General features: G+C 67.6%; 13 protein-coding genes. 5 read left to right on the top strand and 8 right to left on the bottom strand.

All coding sequences use genetic code 11. The annotated features are described in order from the left end of the window. Positions 1-7 precede the first annotated feature (7 nt). The 3 genes from J2X37_RS01285 to J2X37_RS01295 are packed head-to-tail and all read right to left on the bottom strand — an operon-like array spanning position 8 to position 2,935. Positions 8-1,207, bottom strand: a complete 1,200-nt coding sequence (locus J2X37_RS01285; protein WP_310016882.1) for a thiolase family protein — start codon at positions 1,205-1,207, stop codon at positions 8-10. Next, positions 1,204-2,103, bottom strand: coding sequence for a 3-hydroxyacyl-CoA dehydrogenase NAD-binding domain-containing protein (locus J2X37_RS01290; protein ID WP_310016884.1), 900 nt, complete (start codon positions 2,101-2,103; stop codon positions 1,204-1,206). Before J2X37_RS01290 ends, J2X37_RS01285 begins: the two co-directional genes overlap by 4 nt. Positions 2,104-2,143: 40 nt before the next feature. Further along, positions 2,144-2,935, bottom strand: coding sequence for an enoyl-CoA hydratase-related protein (locus J2X37_RS01295; RefSeq protein WP_310016886.1), 792 nt, complete (start codon positions 2,933-2,935; stop codon positions 2,144-2,146). A 394-nt stretch (positions 2,936-3,329) separates the two neighbouring features. On the opposite strand from J2X37_RS01295, the gene J2X37_RS01300 reads away from it, so the two are divergent. The 5 genes from J2X37_RS01300 to J2X37_RS01320 are packed head-to-tail and all read left to right on the top strand — an operon-like array spanning position 3,330 to position 9,903. Then, on the top strand, positions 3,330-5,429 hold the full coding sequence (locus J2X37_RS01300) for a PQQ-dependent dehydrogenase, methanol/ethanol family (RefSeq protein WP_310016888.1): 2,100 nt from the start codon (positions 3,330-3,332) through the stop codon (positions 5,427-5,429). Further along, positions 5,392-7,092, top strand: a complete 1,701-nt coding sequence (locus J2X37_RS01305; RefSeq protein ID WP_310016890.1) for an AMP-binding protein — start codon at positions 5,392-5,394, stop codon at positions 7,090-7,092. The genes J2X37_RS01300 and J2X37_RS01305 overlap by 38 nt, the downstream gene beginning before the upstream one ends. A 26-nt stretch (positions 7,093-7,118) precedes the next feature. Then, on the top strand, positions 7,119-8,303 hold the full coding sequence (locus J2X37_RS01310; protein WP_310016892.1) for a thiolase C-terminal domain-containing protein: 1,185 nt from the start codon (positions 7,119-7,121) through the stop codon (positions 8,301-8,303). Further along, positions 8,303-8,764, top strand: coding sequence for a zinc ribbon domain-containing protein (locus tag J2X37_RS01315; RefSeq protein WP_310016894.1), 462 nt, complete (start codon positions 8,303-8,305; stop codon positions 8,762-8,764). The genes J2X37_RS01310 and J2X37_RS01315 overlap by 1 nt, the downstream gene beginning before the upstream one ends. Next, positions 8,761-9,903: an aromatic ring-hydroxylating dioxygenase subunit alpha gene (locus tag J2X37_RS01320; RefSeq protein ID WP_310016896.1), complete on the top strand. Its 1,143-nt coding sequence runs from the start codon at positions 8,761-8,763 to the stop codon at positions 9,901-9,903. The genes J2X37_RS01315 and J2X37_RS01320 overlap by 4 nt, the downstream gene beginning before the upstream one ends. 54 nt (positions 9,904-9,957) lie before the next feature. Here the strand turns inward: J2X37_RS01320 and J2X37_RS01325 are convergent, their stop codons facing one another. The 5 genes from J2X37_RS01325 to J2X37_RS01345 are packed head-to-tail and all read right to left on the bottom strand — an operon-like array spanning position 9,958 to position 14,470. After that, complete coding sequence (locus tag J2X37_RS01325) at positions 9,958-11,106, bottom strand: 12-oxophytodienoate reductase (protein WP_310016898.1); 1,149 nt, start codon at positions 11,104-11,106, stop codon at positions 9,958-9,960. Beyond that, on the bottom strand, positions 11,103-11,906 hold the full coding sequence (locus J2X37_RS01330) for an alpha/beta hydrolase (protein WP_310016901.1): 804 nt from the start codon (positions 11,904-11,906) through the stop codon (positions 11,103-11,105). Before J2X37_RS01330 ends, J2X37_RS01325 begins: the two co-directional genes overlap by 4 nt. A 12-nt stretch (positions 11,907-11,918) precedes the next feature. Continuing rightward, the gene (locus J2X37_RS01335; protein ID WP_310016904.1) at positions 11,919-12,380 is read right to left on the bottom strand and encodes a nuclear transport factor 2 family protein; all 462 of its coding nucleotides are present in this window, start codon (positions 12,378-12,380) and stop codon (positions 11,919-11,921) included. A gap of 7 nt (positions 12,381-12,387) precedes the next feature. Further along, positions 12,388-13,680, bottom strand: coding sequence for an acyl-CoA dehydrogenase family protein (locus tag J2X37_RS01340; RefSeq protein WP_310016906.1), 1,293 nt, complete (start codon positions 13,678-13,680; stop codon positions 12,388-12,390). A 37-nt stretch (positions 13,681-13,717) separates the two neighbouring features. Then, complete coding sequence (locus J2X37_RS01345) at positions 13,718-14,470, bottom strand: glucose 1-dehydrogenase (protein ID WP_310016908.1); 753 nt, start codon at positions 14,468-14,470, stop codon at positions 13,718-13,720. Between the last annotated feature and the right edge of the window lie 233 nt (positions 14,471-14,703).

A 14,703-nucleotide genomic window follows, 5' to 3' on the forward strand; every position in this document is an offset into this window, starting at 1 on the left:
GCCATATTCAGTCCAGCCGTTCGATCAGGGTTGCCGTGCCCATGCCCCCGGCGCAGCAGATCGCCTGCATCGCGTGGCGCCCGCCGCGCCGTTCCAGTTCGTTGAGCATTGTCGTCATGAGCCGCGCGCCGGTCGCGCCCAGCGGATGACCGAGCGCGATCGCGCCGCCGTTGACGTTGAGCCTGTCGCCCGGCACGCCCAGTTCCTTCATCCAGGCGATCGGCACCGAGGCGAAGGCCTCGTTCACTTCGAACAGGTCGATGTCGTCGAGCGCAAGGCCGGTCTTCGCGAGGATCTCGCGGGTCGCGCGCATCGGTCCCGTCAGCATCAGTTCGGGGTCGGAGCCCACCACCGAGGTCGCGACGATCCGCGCGCGGGGGCGCAGGCCCAGCCGCTCGGCTTCCGCGCGGCTGGCCAGCAGGACCACCGATGCGCCATCGCAGATCTGCGATGCGTTACCCGCCGATACCCGCCCGTCATCGGGCCGGAAGACGCGCTTCAGGGTATCGAGCTTCGCCCGGTTGGTGTCGCGGCGGATCGTCTCATCCTCCGCCAGAACGGTGCGTGCGGGCTCGGCGCCCTTTTCGGCAAGTGCTGCGATATCGACCGGGACGATCTCGTTGGCGAAATGCCCGGCATCGGCGGCGGCCGCGGCGCGGCGATGGCTTTCCATCGCGTAATCGTCGTGGTCCGCCCGTGAGATGTGCCAGATGTCGGAAATCCGCTCCGCCGCTTCGCCCTGCGACGAAAGCGCGAAGCGTTCGTTCAACATCCAGCCGAACGGTTCGCCATGGACGTCGCGGTTGCCGCCCATCGGCACGCGGCTCATGCTCTCGGCGCCGCCGGCAACGACGAGATCGGCCATGCCCGACGCGATGAAGGCTGCGGCGGTATGCAGCGCCGCTTCGGACGATCCGCACTTGCGGTCCACCGTCATCCCCGGGATCGCGTCCGGCCACCCGGCGGACAGCAGCGCCGTGCGCGCGATGTTGCCGCACTGCTCCCCGACCTGCGTGACGCAGCCGAAGACCACGTCGTCGATCTCGGCGGGGTCGAGGCCGTTGCGGGCGGCCAGCGCGTTGAGCAGGCCGGCGGCAAGGTGATCGGCCCTTACTTCGGCCAGCGCCCCGCGAAATCGCCCGATCGGGGTGCGCACGGCATCGACGATGCAGACCTCGCGCAGGGCGGACGGTGCGGTGCCGGTCATCGCGATACCTTCAGGCCCGAACCGGGAATGCGCTGGCCCGCCGCGTCGTATTCGTAGACGCCCTTGCCGGTCTTGCGGCCATGACGCCCCGCCTTCACCATCTTGCGGATCAGCGGGCAGGGGCGGAAGCGTTCGCCCATCACCTCGTAGAGGTATTCGAGCACCTTGAGCCGGGTGTCCCAGCCGGTCAGGTCGCCGGTTTCCAGCGGGCCCATCGGGTGGTTGAAGGCCATGCGCAGCGACTTGTCGATGTCCTCCGCGCTCGCCACCCCTTCGGACAGCATGTGCATCGCCTCGTTCCCCATCAGCGCCGACATGCGGCTGGTGGTAAAACCGGGGGCTTCGTTGACGACGATATGGTCCTTGCCGATCCGGCCGGTCCAGCCGATCGTCCGCTCCAGCGTCTGTCGCGACGTTTCCAGGCCGAGGATGATCTCGACCAGCTTCATCTTCGGCACCGGGTTGAAGAAATGCATGCCGATGACGCGGTCGGGCGCGGGGCCGGCATTGGCGATCTCGCTGATCGAGAGTGCCGAGGTGTTGGTCGCGATGATCGCGTCGGGCGGCAGGCGGTCGGCCGCATCGGCCATGATCGCGCACTTGACGGCAAGGTTCTCGGTCGCCGTCTCGATCAGCAGCGAGGCGCGACCGGCGCGCTCGTCGAGCGCTTCGGCGGTGGCGATGGCGGCGGTCCCGGCCTCCGCGACCTCGGCGGTGATCTTCCCCCGCTCGACCCCCGCCGCAAAAGTCCCGCGTATCGTGTCGAGCGCCTTGTCGAGCGCGGCGCGCGAGGTGTCGACGAGGAGAACGTCGCAGTCGGACGCGGCAAAGGCATGCGCGATCCCGGCCCCCATCAGGCCCGCACCGACCACGATCACTGTTTCCCGTTCAGGCATCGTCCTTCCACCCCGTAGTCATCGGCGTCCCCGCTGCCCCTCACTCGCCCTTGAAGACGGGCGAGCGCTTGTCCCGGAACGCTTCGGCGGCTTCGCGCCTGTCGCGTGTTCCCATCAGGAGGGCGAACAGCGCCTTTTCGAGCCGGAGCCCACCGCGCAGGTCCGCCGAATATCCTTCGATCATCGCTTCCTTGGCATAGGCGAGCGCGGCGGGCGGCCGTTCCGCCATCGCCGTCGCAAGGGCCATGGCGTCGCCCTCCAGCGCCTCGCGATCCGGGCTGAGCCGGGTCACCAGACCCAGTTCGTAGGCGCGGCTTGCGTCGATCCTGTCCGCCGTGAGCACGAGGTCGAGTGCCGGGCCGAGACCGATCAGCCGCGACAGGCGCTGGGTGCCGCCGCCGCCAGGGATCAGGCCGAGCCGCGTTTCGGTCAGCCCGAACCTCGCGTCCCTTGCCGCCATGCGGATGTCGCAGGCCAGCGCCAGTTCGAGGCCGCCGCCGTAACAGACGCCGTGGACCGCCGCGATGGTCGGCTTGGTGCACTCGTCGAGCACCTCGATCCAGCTGTTGGGAACGAGCCGGCGGCGTTCGGCGACTGGGCCGCCGACCGTGCGGCCTTCCTTCACGTCCGCGCCGGCGCAGAAGCCTCTCTCCCCCGCGCCGCACAGCACGATGACGCGCGTGTCCTCGTCGGCCTCCAGTTGCCGCACGGTTTCCCTGAAGGCGCCACGCATCGCGTCGTTGAAGGCATTGATGGATTCCGGCCGATTGAGCATGATCGTGGACACGAACCCCTGTCGTGTCACCAGCAAGGGCTGCTGCGCTTCGGTCATCGGATCGATCTTGCCCTCCCCGCGGCGCGACGCTGCGCGGTCGTCCTTGATTTGCCTGACCGCGCGAAAATGGAATTTTATACAACCGTCGCATCAGAAATATACGGAACGGGGTTTCGTGCAAGGATATTTTCCAACGGCGGCTGCGATTGACGATTTTGATCCGCGCTAAAGCGCCAAATCAGCGGTTTCGCGAACACGCATGCCCGCTTTTGCCGATCGGCACCTGCGTCGTGCGGAAGGTCCGCCCGTGCGCTGCGCGGCACCGAAAAGTGGCACTGTTCCACGTTTTGGTATTCACACGAGGTCATTTCCGTATATTCTCGGATGAGGAGGCGTCGGGTGGCATTTACGCCATGTCGTCGCGCAATCTCGCGGGAGGGGTCTGCAAACAATGGGTCGAACCGGTGCCGCCTTGCTGCCTGCGCTGCTCGCCTTGCTGGCCGCGTGCCAACCGGCGGACCTCGTCAGGGTGCCAGCCCCGGACTCCGCCATCGCGCAGCTTGTGGACGGTTCCAGCGGTGATGACTGGCCCGCGTTCGGCCGGACTTACGGCGAGCAGCACTACAGCCCCCTGACCGAAATCGACGCCGCGACGGTGGGCGAGCTCGGCCTCGCCTGGAGCTACGATCTCGCGCCCAACGAAAACAGCGCGACCGGCCCGATCGAAGTGGGCGGCGTCGTCTTTTTCGCCAGCGGCTACAGCCACGTGCACGCCATCGACGCCGTCACGGGCAAGCTGTTGTGGGAATACGACCCGGGCGCCGCGGAGGCCGCGGGACGGCGGCTTCGCCAGGGTTGGGGCAGCCGCGGCGTCGCGTGGTGGGACGGCAAGGTCTATACCGGCACGCAGGACGGGCGACTGATCGCCATCGACGCGCGCACCGGCAAACCGGTGTGGAGCGTGATGACGCTGGAGGAGGGCGACTATCGCTTCATCTCGGGCGCGCCGCGGGTCTTCGACGGCAAGGTCATCATCGGGCACGGCGGGGCCGACGCGGCGGCGACGCGCGGCTACGTCACGGCCTACGACGCCGAGACCGGCCGGCAGTTGTGGCGCTTCCACACCGTTCCGGGCAATCCCGCCGACGGGTTCGAGAGCGAGGCGCAGGCCATGGCGGCCCGGACCTGGTCGGGCGAATGGTGGAAGCACGGCGGCGGCGGCACCGTCTGGAACGCGATCACCTACGACGCGGACCTCGACCGGGTCTACATCGGCACCGGCAACGGCGCTCCGTGGGACTATCGCATCCGGTCCGATGGCAAGGGCGACAACCTGTTCCTGTCCTCGATCGTCGCGCTCGATGCCGACACCGGCAAGTATGCCTGGCACTACCAGACGAACCCCGGCGAAAGCTGGGACTACAACGCATCGATGGATATCGAGCTGGCCGAACTGCCGATCGGCGGAAAACCGCGCAAGGTGCTGATGACCGCGCCCAAGAACGGTTTTTTCTACGTGATCGACCGGGCGGACGGCAAGCTGATCTCGGCCGAGAAATACGTTCCGGTGACCTGGGCCACCGGCATCGACCTGAAGACCGGTCGCCCGATCGAGGCCGAGGGACTGCGCGCCACCGACCGGCCGTTCACGATGGCGCCCGGCACGTTCGGCGCGCACAGCTGGATGCCGATGGCCTTCAGCCCGCAGACCTCGCTGGTCTATATTCCCGCGATCCTGTCCTCGACGGTGTTCGATCCGACGGTGATCGATCCGGCAACCTGGCAGCGTCCGCCCGACAATGTGCTCGACGGCGGGATCGCGGCCAGCTTTCCGCTCGACAACCAGCCTTCCAGCGCGCTGGTGGCGATCGACCCGCTGACCCAGAAGCAGCGCTGGCGCATCGAGACGCCCGGCTTCGTCGGCGGGGGCGTGCTGGCGACCGGCGGCGGGCTGGTCTTCCAGGGCCACGTCGACGGCACCTTCAACGCCTTCGATGCGGCCACGGGGCGCAAGGTCTGGTCGTTCGATGCGGGCACCGCGATCATCGGCCCGCCGATCAGCTACCGCGCAGGGGGCCGGCAATACGTCACCGTGCTCAGCGGCCTCGGCACGTCCAGCGCCTATCTCGGCCCGATGCTGGCGAAGTACAACCTGACGCCGGGCCGGCAGAAGCGCCGCGTGCTGACCTTTGCGATTGGCGGCAAGGCGCGGCTGCCTGTCGAGGCGGGTGTCCCGCTCGAGATTTCCGGCGAGGGACTGGAAGCGCCCGATCCCGTCGGGGAAGCGGCAGGCTTTCCGATCTATGCGCAGCGCTGCGCCGTCTGCCACGGCATGCGCGCCGTCGCGGTCGGCCCGGCGCCCGACTTGCGCGCATCGATGGCGGTGCGTTCCGACGAAGCATTTACCGCGGTGCTCCGGGATGGAATACTCGCATCGCGCGGCATGCCGCAGTTCGACGAGCTGAGCGCGACCCAGCGCGAACAGGTTCGCCGATACATCCTCGCCATGGCGCGTGCAGATCGCACCGACGCCGGGGCGAGAGCCGAATGACGGAGCGAAGGCCTTGCTGACCTTTCCCCACTTTGAGCCGACCTTCCCGCGCGAGCAGTGGACCCTGCCGCACGTGCTGGAGCACCAGGCGCGGGTGCGCGGGGATGCGCGCTACCTCAACTGGAACGACGAGGCCTGTTTCACCTTTGCCGAAACCAACGCCATGGCCAATCGCGTCGCCCACGGCTTTGCGGCGCACGGGGTGGGCAAGGGCGACATGGTGGGCCTGCTGCTGCCCAACTGCGCCGAATTCATCTTCGCCTGGTTCGGCCTTGCCAAGATCGGCGCGGTCGAGGTGGCGATCAGCGATGCCTACAAGGGACGGTTCCTCACCCATCCGATCAACCTGTCGAAGGCGCGCATCCTGGTCACGACGGCGCAACTGGCCGAACGGGTGCGAGAGATCGAAGCCGACCTGCCGGGCCTGGCGACGATCTTCCTGGTCGACGACGGATCGGGACACGCCTGCCCCGAGTTCGACCGGATCGAGGTGCGCGACTTCGGCGACCTCGTCAGCGACCATGCCGACGATCCGGGGGTGCGGGTGCAGCCCACCGATCCGGTCGCGGTGCTGATGACGTCGGGCACGACCGGCGTGTCCAAGGGCGTGCTGATGTCGCATTCCCAGTTCCATTTCTTTGCCGAGGAAGACCTCCGGCTCACGCGCCTCACCGCCGACGATACCTACATGACCGGCTTTCCGCTGTTCCATGGCAACGCGCAGTTCCTCTCGGTCTATCCGGCGCTGATCGCGGGGGCGGGCCTTGCCCTCTATCCCCGGTTCAGCGCCGGCGACTGGGCGAGCCGCGCGGTGCGCAGCGGGGCGACCGTCACCAACCTTTTGGGCGCAACGATGTCCTTCATCCTGGCCAAGCCGGAAACGCCCGACGACCGCGCGCACGCGGTGCGGACCATCTATGCGGCCCCGCTCGACCACGAACTGGGCCGCCGCTTTACCGAGCGGTTCGGCGTCTCCGACTATGTCGACGGCTTCGGGCAGACCGAGATTTCCAACGTCTTCATGACCCCGCCCGGTGCGCCGCGCCCGCCCGGAGCGTCGGGCGTGCTGGTCGACCAGTGGTTCGAGGTGCGGCTGGTCGATCCGGACACCGGGCGCGACGTCGCCGAGGGCGAAGTCGGCGAACTGCTGGTGCGCCCGCGCGCCGACGGCATCATCTGCATGGAATATCTCGGCATGCCGGAAAAGACGGTCGAGACCTGGCGCGACCTGTGGTTCCACACCGGCGACGGGATGCGCCGCGATGCGCAAGGGTGGTACTACTTCGCCGACCGGGTGAAGGACGCCCTGCGCCGGCGCGGCGAGAACATCTCCTCGTTCGAGGTGGAGGCAGGGGTCAGGGCCCATCCGGACGTGCAGGACTGCGCCGTCGTCGGCGTCCGCGCCGACGAGGCGGGAGGCGAGGACGAGGTCATGGCCTTCGTCGTGCCGAAGGAGGGTGCGCAACCCGATCCCGCCGCGATCATCGCCTGTTGCGAAAGGGAACTTCCGGCCTTCATGGTGCCGCGTTATGTCCAGTTCCTGTCGGCCCTGCCGCTGACGGCGACGGAAAAGGTCCGCAAGAAGGAGCTGCGCGAAATGGGCATCACCGCCACCACCTGGGACAGGCTGGCCGAGGCCGCCGCCGCGCCCGGCGGGGCGTGAACCATGGGAACCGGTTCACCGTAGCCATGATTTCGCCCGACCCGACCCGCAGCATTCGCAACCGGACGGCCATCGTCGGTGTCGGCGCGACGCCCTATTACCGGCGGGGCGGTTCCGCGCCGCAGACGCTGGAGGAGCTGGTCGGCAAGGCCATTCTCGACGCGCTCGATGATTGCGGGCTGGCGCCGCGCGACATCGACGGTTTCGCCTATTTCTCCGGCGGCTTCGACACCGGCTACCTGATGGAAACGCTGGGCATTCCCGAGGTCCGCTTCACCGCTTCGCTGACCGGATCGGGCGGGGGTTCGGCAGGATCGATCGGCCTTGGCGCCGCCGCGATCGTCGCGGGGATGGCCGATGTCGTCGTCTGCGTCGGCGCCAACCAGCAGGGGGCGCAGCGGTTCGGGGCGATCACGTCGGCCTATCCGCCGACGCCGAGCAACGCCTTCTTCGGCGCGACCGGGCTGGTCGGACCGGGCCACATCTTCGCGCTGCTGGCGCGCCGGCACATGCACCTCTACGGCACCACGCGCGATCATTTCGCCGAAGTGGCGCTGTCGGCGCGGGCCAACGCGGTGACCAATCCCGAGGCGCGGATGCGCGACCCGCTTTCCCGGGAAGACTATTTCGCCGCGCCGATGCTGGCCGATCCGCACGGCCTGTTCGATTTCTGCCTCGAAACCGACGGGGCGGTCGCCGTGGTCCTGACCAGCGCCGAGCGCGCCCGCGACCTGCGCCGGCGGCCGATCCCGGTCATGGCCAGCACCCATGGCGGATCGCGGGACTGGGGACGCTCGATCTACTGGATGAACATGCCCGACGAGGTCTTCGCCTCGTCCGGTCACGCCTCGGTCGCGGCCAGGCTCTATGCCGAGGCGGGCGTCGGGCCGCAGGACATCGATTGCGCGCAGTTCTACGATCACTTCACCAGCCAGGTCATCATGCAGATCGAGGACTACGGTTTCTGCGAGCGGGGGGAGGGCGGTCCCTTCGTCGCGGACGGCAACATCCGGCTTGGCGGGGCCTTGCCGATCAACACCGACGGGGGCCAGCTTTCGGCAGGCTATGTCTGGGGCATGACCCACGTGCGCGAGGCGGTGCACCAGCTTCGCGGCGATGCCTGCAACCAGGTGCCCGATGCCGAAGTGGCGCTGGTTACCGGCGGGCCGTCGAACCTGCCCGTCAGCGGCCTCATCCTGGGGCGCGGGTGATGGACGCGCGGATCGCCCGCCATCCCCCGGTGATCGGCAACCGGATCGTCACCGACGCCTGGACCGAACCGTTCTGGGAGGCCGCCGCGCGCCGCGAGCTGGTCCTGCCGCGCTGCGCCGATTGCGGCACCTATCGGATGCCGCCGACGCCGTTCTGTCCCGCCTGCCGTTCGCAGGCGATCGACTGGACCCGGCACGACGGGTGCGGCATGCTCTACAGCTACACCATCGTCGACCGCGTGCTGATCGAGGGGATGGAGCAATCGCTACCCTACGTGCCGGCGGTCGTCGAATTTCCCGACGCGCAGGGCATCCGGTTGATCAGCAACATCGTCGACTGTCCGATCGGCGCGCTGCGCGTCGATGCGCCCGTCGCGCTGACCTGGATCGAACCCACGCCGGGCAGGGTGCTGCCAGCCTTCACGCTCCGGCCAGAGGAAAGGGAGGATGATCGATCATGACCATCGCCAACGACACGACCGAACTGGCGGTTCGCGCCCTGAAGCACCTGGCGGAGGGCACCACCGACCAGGCGCCGCAGACCCTCGACCTGCCGGTCGCGGCCTATCTCGACGAAGAGTGCTACCAGCGCGAGTTCGACGCGATCTTCCTGCGCCGGCCGCAAGCGGTTCTGCTGTCCACCGAAGTGGCCGAGCCCGGCGATTATGTCGCCCGCACGTTTCTCGGCAAGCCTCTGCTGGTGGTGCGCGGCAAGGACGGTGTCGCCCGCGTATTCCTCAACGTCTGTCGCCATCGCGGCGCGCGGCTGTGTCCCGAGGGATCGGGCCGGGCGCCCCGCTTCACCTGTCCCTACCATGCCTGGACCTACGACCGCGAAGGCAAGCTCGTCGGCGTGCTCGGAGCGAGCACCTTCGGCGAGGTGGACAAGGCGAAGCTGGGTCTCACCGAACTGTCGTCACAGGAGGCGGCCGGGGTCATCTGGGCCACCCTGACGCCCGGCATCGAAACCGACATCGATGACTGGCTCGGTGCGATGCGGCACCAGCTCGAACTGCTGAGGCTCGGCGAATGCGTCGTCTTCACCCAGCGGACGATACCGTCGCCCGGGTGGAAGGTGACGATGGACGGCTATCTCGAGGCCTATCACCACGACACCGTCCACGCCGCCACCCTGTCGCAGCACACCATCGGCAACATGCTCGTCCACGACATCATCGGCCACCACCAGATCCTGACGATGTCGCGGCGCAACCTGCCGGAACTGGCGAGCCTGCCCGAAGCGGAATGGCAGGCGGGCAACTATCTGCGCCGGATCTACGCCGTCTTCCCCAACTTCCAGATATCGGGGATCGTCGGCGGCTATTTCCTGGTCAGCCAGATCCTGCCGGGCGAATGCGCGACGCGCTCGGAAACGATCCAGACGATCCTGGCGGCGAAGAAGCCGGAAACGAGCGAGGACGTGGCGGCGGCGGAAGCCTTCCGCGACATGGCCTTCAACGCGGTCGAGCTCGAGGACTATCCGATCGGTTTCGGCATTCAGGCGGGGCTTGCCTCTGGCGCCAACGAGCATTTCGTCATCGGTCGCAACGAGCCGGGGCTGCAGCACTACCATAAGACGGTGGCCGAGCTTTCCGCCTGACCGGCCCGTCCCTGGCCGGCCGGCACCTGCCGGACCGGGCCGGAGTGAGGCCGGTCAACCGTGCTCGTACTGCTTCAGGGCGGTCGACCGGTCGTAGGGGGTCAGGTCGGCGATGCGCCCGGCCTCGATCTTTTCGAGCCAGTCGGGATCGGCCAGGAGCACCCGGCCCAGCGCGACGAGATCGAATTCGCCCCGCTCGTACATCGCGACGAGTTCGTCGAGCCGGTTGAGCAAGGGCGAAGAAATGCCCTCGACGAAATCCTCCATCAGGTCGCGGTCCATGCCGATCGAGCCGACGGTGATCACCGGCTTGCCGGACACCGCCTTGACCCAGCCCGCCAGGTTCCTGGCGTCGCCCTCGAATTCAGGCTCCCAGAAGCGGCGCTGCGAGGCGTGGAAGATGTCGACCCCCGCATCGATCAGCGGCGCGAGCCAGCTTTGCAGTTCGGTCGGATCCCTGGCCAGCTTGACCTCGTAATCGTAGGTTTTCCACTGCGAGAGGCGGAAGATGATGGCGAAATCCTCGCCCACCGCCTCGCGGCACCTGGCGATCACTTCGGCGGCGAACGCGGTGCGGGCGGCAATATCGGGACCGCCGTAGCGGTCGGTGCGGCGGTTGGTCGCGTCCCAGAAGAACTGGTCGAAGATATAGCCGTGCGCGCCATGCAGCTCGATGGCGTCGCAGCCCATCCGTTTCGCATGGGCCGCCGATTTGGCGAAGGCGGCGGCGGTATCGGCGATGTCCTCGTCGCTCATCGCCCGGCCGCCGGGCACGTCGGGGCCGGCAAAGCCGGAGGGGCTCACCAGCGGCGCGTGCGGATCGTCGGGATAATTGAAATCCTCGCACCCGCCGACGTGCCACAACTGCGGCACGAAGGCTCCGCCTTCGCCATGTACGGCATCGATGGCGCGCTGCCAGCCGGCCAGCGCCTCCTCGCCGTCGAAGATCGGCACGGTGGTGGCCGCGACGGTGTGGTCGATGGCGACCCCGGTGCCTTCGGTGATGATCGTCCCGATCCCGGCGGCCGCGCGACGCCGGTAATATTCCGCACCTTCCGGGGGCAGCACGCCGCCCGGGGCGAAATAGCGCGACATCGGCGCCATGCAGAAACGGTTGCTGGCGCGCAGCGACTTGCACGCGAAGGGCTGGTGCAAGGGTTCCAGCAGGGCGGCGAGATCGCGGCCGTGGTTATTTGCGCTCACGTCAGGCTCTCCATGAATTCGACGATGGCCGCGTTGTATCGGGGCGGGTCTTCGAGATGCGGCGAATGGCCGGTATCCATCATCAGCAGGCGTCCGTACCGCGCGCAGTTCGCGGCAAAGCCGGCGATCGCGGGATCGGCGATGGTGTCCTTTTCGCCGCCGATGGACAGGACCGGAAACGCGAACGAGGCGAGCAGGTCGCGCTGGTCCAGCGTGGTAAGGTCGAGCAGCGTCTTGCTGGCCCGCGGCCCGCTGGCGAGGAAGCCGCGCTCGAACCAGTCGGTCAGCGCCGGGTTCGCCCCTTCGGCGGCGGCCCCCTTGGCGAGGACGCGGAAGAAACCGGCGCGGTCGGCGGTGATAGCGCCGGCGATGCCCTCGACGTCCTCCGCCTTGCCGCCGTGGGGGAATCCGTCAGCCTGCGTATAGCGCGGCGAGGCGGCGCACGTGAGGACCAGCCCCGCCACCCTGTCGCCCAGCCGGCCTGCCGCGGCGACCGCGACCGCGCCGCCCAGCGACCAGCCGTTGAGGACGACACGATCGACCCCGCTGCGCTCGACGATGGCGGCGACATCACCGGCGATCGCCTCGATCGACATGTCGGCGAAATCGCGGTCGGACCGGCCGCAACCCCGATGATCGACGACGATCGCGCCCACGCCCGCATCGGCCAGCGCCTCCACGGCGGAGTTCCAGAAATCCCCGCTCATCCCCCAGCCGTGGATCAGCACCATCGTCGTGCCGTGATCGCCGCGGTAATGATCGTAGTGGACCCTGCCGCCGTCGGTTTCGAGAAAGGCCATCGATGACGCTCCTTATGCTGGCGGGCTGAGGGTCACGCCGGGGAGGGGGTTGAAGTGGTGCATCTGGACCTTGCGCCGCGCGATCCTCCACACCCCGTCTCGCCGTTCGAACATGTCGTGATAGGTCGCGCTGACGGTCTGGGCCTGCCCGTCCGAGGTGGTGCCGATGCAGTCGACGTCGCTGATCCCGCTTGCCCTGTCCGCACCGTCGAAGGTGACGACGAGGTTGGTGGTGAAATGGCTGGATGCGAGCCAGGCCTCCCACAGGATCGACCTGGTCACGTGGGCGATCCCGTCGTGCCCTTCGAAGCTGCCGAAGGGCGGGCCGATGTCCCAGACCGCATCGGGCCACCAGATCGCGAGGAATCGCGGCCAGTCGCGCTTGTCGAAGCCGTGGCAGTAGTCGCTGACGAGGTCGTGGATCGCCGACCGGCTCTCGATCAGGTCCAGGCGTTGCTCGATGGTCTGGCTCATGCCGCGCTCAATCGAGATAGGCCGCGAACTTGGCGCGGGCTTCGGCGAGGCGGGGCGGAACGTGATAGCTGGGGAAGGGGCCGTCGGATGGCGTCACGTCGCGCAGCACGTCGCGCGCGACGACGACCTTGTGGACCTCGGTCGGTCCGTCGACGATGCCCATTTCGGGCACGTACTGCCACATGTCCATCAACTGCGTCTCGTTCGACATGCCGAGCGATCCGTGCAGGTGCAGCGCGCGATACACTACGTCCTTGAGCACCTCGGGCATGGCCGCCTTGATCGCGCTGATCTCGCGCCGCACGTCGCGGGTATACGCCTGGTCACGGTCGAGCAGCCAGGCGGCGTAGAGGACGTGAAGCCGGAATTGCAGGATCTGCGTGTGGCTGTCGGCGATCTTTTCCTGCACCATCTGCTTGTCGGCCAGCCGTTCGCCCTTGGTCATCCGGCTGACGACGCGCTCCTTCATGTAGTCCATCGCCTTGTTCAAGATGCCGACGGTGCGCATCGCGTGATGGATCCGCCCGCCGCCAAGGCGCGACTGCGCGACCTTGAACCCCTCGCCGACCGGGCCGAGCCGGCTGCGTTCGGGAATGCGGCAATCGGTGAAGCGGATGTAGCCGTGCACGCCGCTGCCCATCTCGTCCTTCGGGCCGACGGCGGTGTTGCGCACGATGTCCATGCCCGGCGTGCCCGCCGGCACGATCAGCATGGTCGAGCCTTCATGCACCGGGACGTCGGGATCGGTGATGGCCATGACGATGAGGAATTCGGCGACGCAGGCGTGGCTGGCGAACCACTTTTCGCCGTTGATCACCCATTCGTCGCCGTCGAGCCGGGCCTGGCATTCGAACTGCCCGGGATCGGCGCCCGCCTGCGGCTCGGTCATCGAGTAGCAGGAGACGATCTCGCCATCGAGCAGCGGCTGGAGGTAACGCGCTTTCTGCTCCTCGGTGCCGAAGCGGGCGAGAATCTCGGCGTTGCCGGTATCGGGGGCCTGGGTGCCGAAGACGGTCGGTGCAAAGCGGCTGCGCCCGAGGATCTCGTTCATCAGGCCGAGCTTGAGCTGGCCGAAGCCCTCGCCGCCGAGCTCCGGCCCGAGGTGGCAGGCCCACAGGCCGCGCCTCTTCACTTCTTCCTTCAGCGGCGCCATCGCGCGTGCGGCGGGCGACCGGGGGTCGACATGCGCGGCGGGATCGCGAAAGACGAGATCCATCGGCTCGATCTCGTCGCGCACGAACTCGCGCATCCAGTCGAGCTGTTGCTGGAATTCGGGGTCGGTCGAAAAGTCCCAGGCCATCAGCCCGCATTCTCCGCAAGTTGAACGGGAAGCCCGGTCATTGGCCGGCGTACCAGCCGCCGTCGACCCAGATTTCCGCGCCGGTCACGTATTTCGCCTCGTCCGAGACCAGGAAGAGGCTGGCATAGGCGATGTCGATGGGATCGCCGGTGTCGCCCATCGGGATCGCCGCCTTGATCGCCGCGTCCTGTTCGGGCGTGATGTCGGCGAGGATGGGCGTCTTGATCTGGCCCGGGAAGATCGTGTTGACCCGGATGCCGCGCCTGGCGAATTCGAGCGCGCCGGCCTTGCCCATCAGGCGCACCGCAGCCTTCGACGCATGATAGGAAATGGCGTTCGGACTGCCGATGAGGCCGTAGAGCGAGCTGATGTTGACGATGGCGGCGTTGCCGCTGGCCAGCAGCGCATCGGACGCGGTCTTCATGCCGAGGAACACGCCGGTCTGGTTGATCGCGATCATCCGCTCCCACCCGGCAAGCGTTTCATCGACGATGCCGCCGGGGTGAAAGATGCCGGCATTGTTCACCAGCGTGGTCAGCTTGCCATAAGCCGATGTCGTCGCCTCGACCGCCTTGGCCCAGCTTTCGGCGCTGGTCACGTCGAGCGCGACATACTGGGCGGCGCCGCCCGCCGCCTCGATCGCGGCGACGACGGCGGCGCCCTTTTCGTGCTGGATGTCGCCGATCGTGACGCGGGCGCCTTCGGCGGCATAGAGCTTGGCCTGCGCTTCGCCGAGGCCACTGGCGCCGCCCGATATCAACGCGACCTTGTCCTGTAACCGCCCGGTCATGATTCTCTCTCCCAGATCCTGTCGGATTCGTTGACTTAGCTTCTACATCCTTACTAGCTTAGAACAAGCAAGAATATGAAGTTGCGCGTCGAAGCTACTTTTTGTGCAACGTGTTCAATGGCTTGACGAGTCGAGGGCGAATGCCGAAGATCACCGCATCCGGAGCAGCGGGCAGGCGGCGAAACTAATTTGCTTGTCGAAAGCAAGCCGGTTCGGCATGTTCCTTCAGGTGC

This window comes from Croceicoccus sp. BE223, assembly GCF_031457155.1.
Taxonomy (GTDB): domain Bacteria; phylum Pseudomonadota; class Alphaproteobacteria; order Sphingomonadales; family Sphingomonadaceae; genus Croceicoccus.

Coding starts and splice junctions, on each gene's coding strand:
- J2X37_RS01315 (WP_310016894.1), top strand. CDS start 8,303: ATGGACGCGCGGATCGCCCGCCATCCCCCGGTGATCGGCAACCGGATC.
- J2X37_RS01345 (WP_310016908.1), bottom strand. CDS start 14,470: ATGACCGGGCGGTTACAGGACAAGGTCGCGTTGATATCGGGCGGCGCC.
- J2X37_RS01295 (WP_310016886.1), bottom strand. CDS start 2,935: ATGACCGAAGCGCAGCAGCCCTTGCTGGTGACACGACAGGGGTTCGTG.
- J2X37_RS01330 (WP_310016901.1), bottom strand. CDS start 11,906: ATGGCCTTTCTCGAAACCGACGGCGGCAGGGTCCACTACGATCATTAC.
- J2X37_RS01340 (WP_310016906.1), bottom strand. CDS start 13,680: ATGGCCTGGGACTTTTCGACCGACCCCGAATTCCAGCAACAGCTCGAC.
- J2X37_RS01300 (WP_310016888.1), top strand. CDS start 3,330: ATGGGTCGAACCGGTGCCGCCTTGCTGCCTGCGCTGCTCGCCTTGCTG.
- J2X37_RS01285 (WP_310016882.1), bottom strand. CDS start 1,207: ATGACCGGCACCGCACCGTCCGCCCTGCGCGAGGTCTGCATCGTCGAT.
- J2X37_RS01335 (WP_310016904.1), bottom strand. CDS start 12,380: ATGAGCCAGACCATCGAGCAACGCCTGGACCTGATCGAGAGCCGGTCG.
- J2X37_RS01320 (WP_310016896.1), top strand. CDS start 8,761: ATGACCATCGCCAACGACACGACCGAACTGGCGGTTCGCGCCCTGAAG.
- J2X37_RS01310 (WP_310016892.1), top strand. CDS start 7,119: ATGATTTCGCCCGACCCGACCCGCAGCATTCGCAACCGGACGGCCATC.
- J2X37_RS01290 (WP_310016884.1), bottom strand. CDS start 2,103: ATGCCTGAACGGGAAACAGTGATCGTGGTCGGTGCGGGCCTGATGGGG.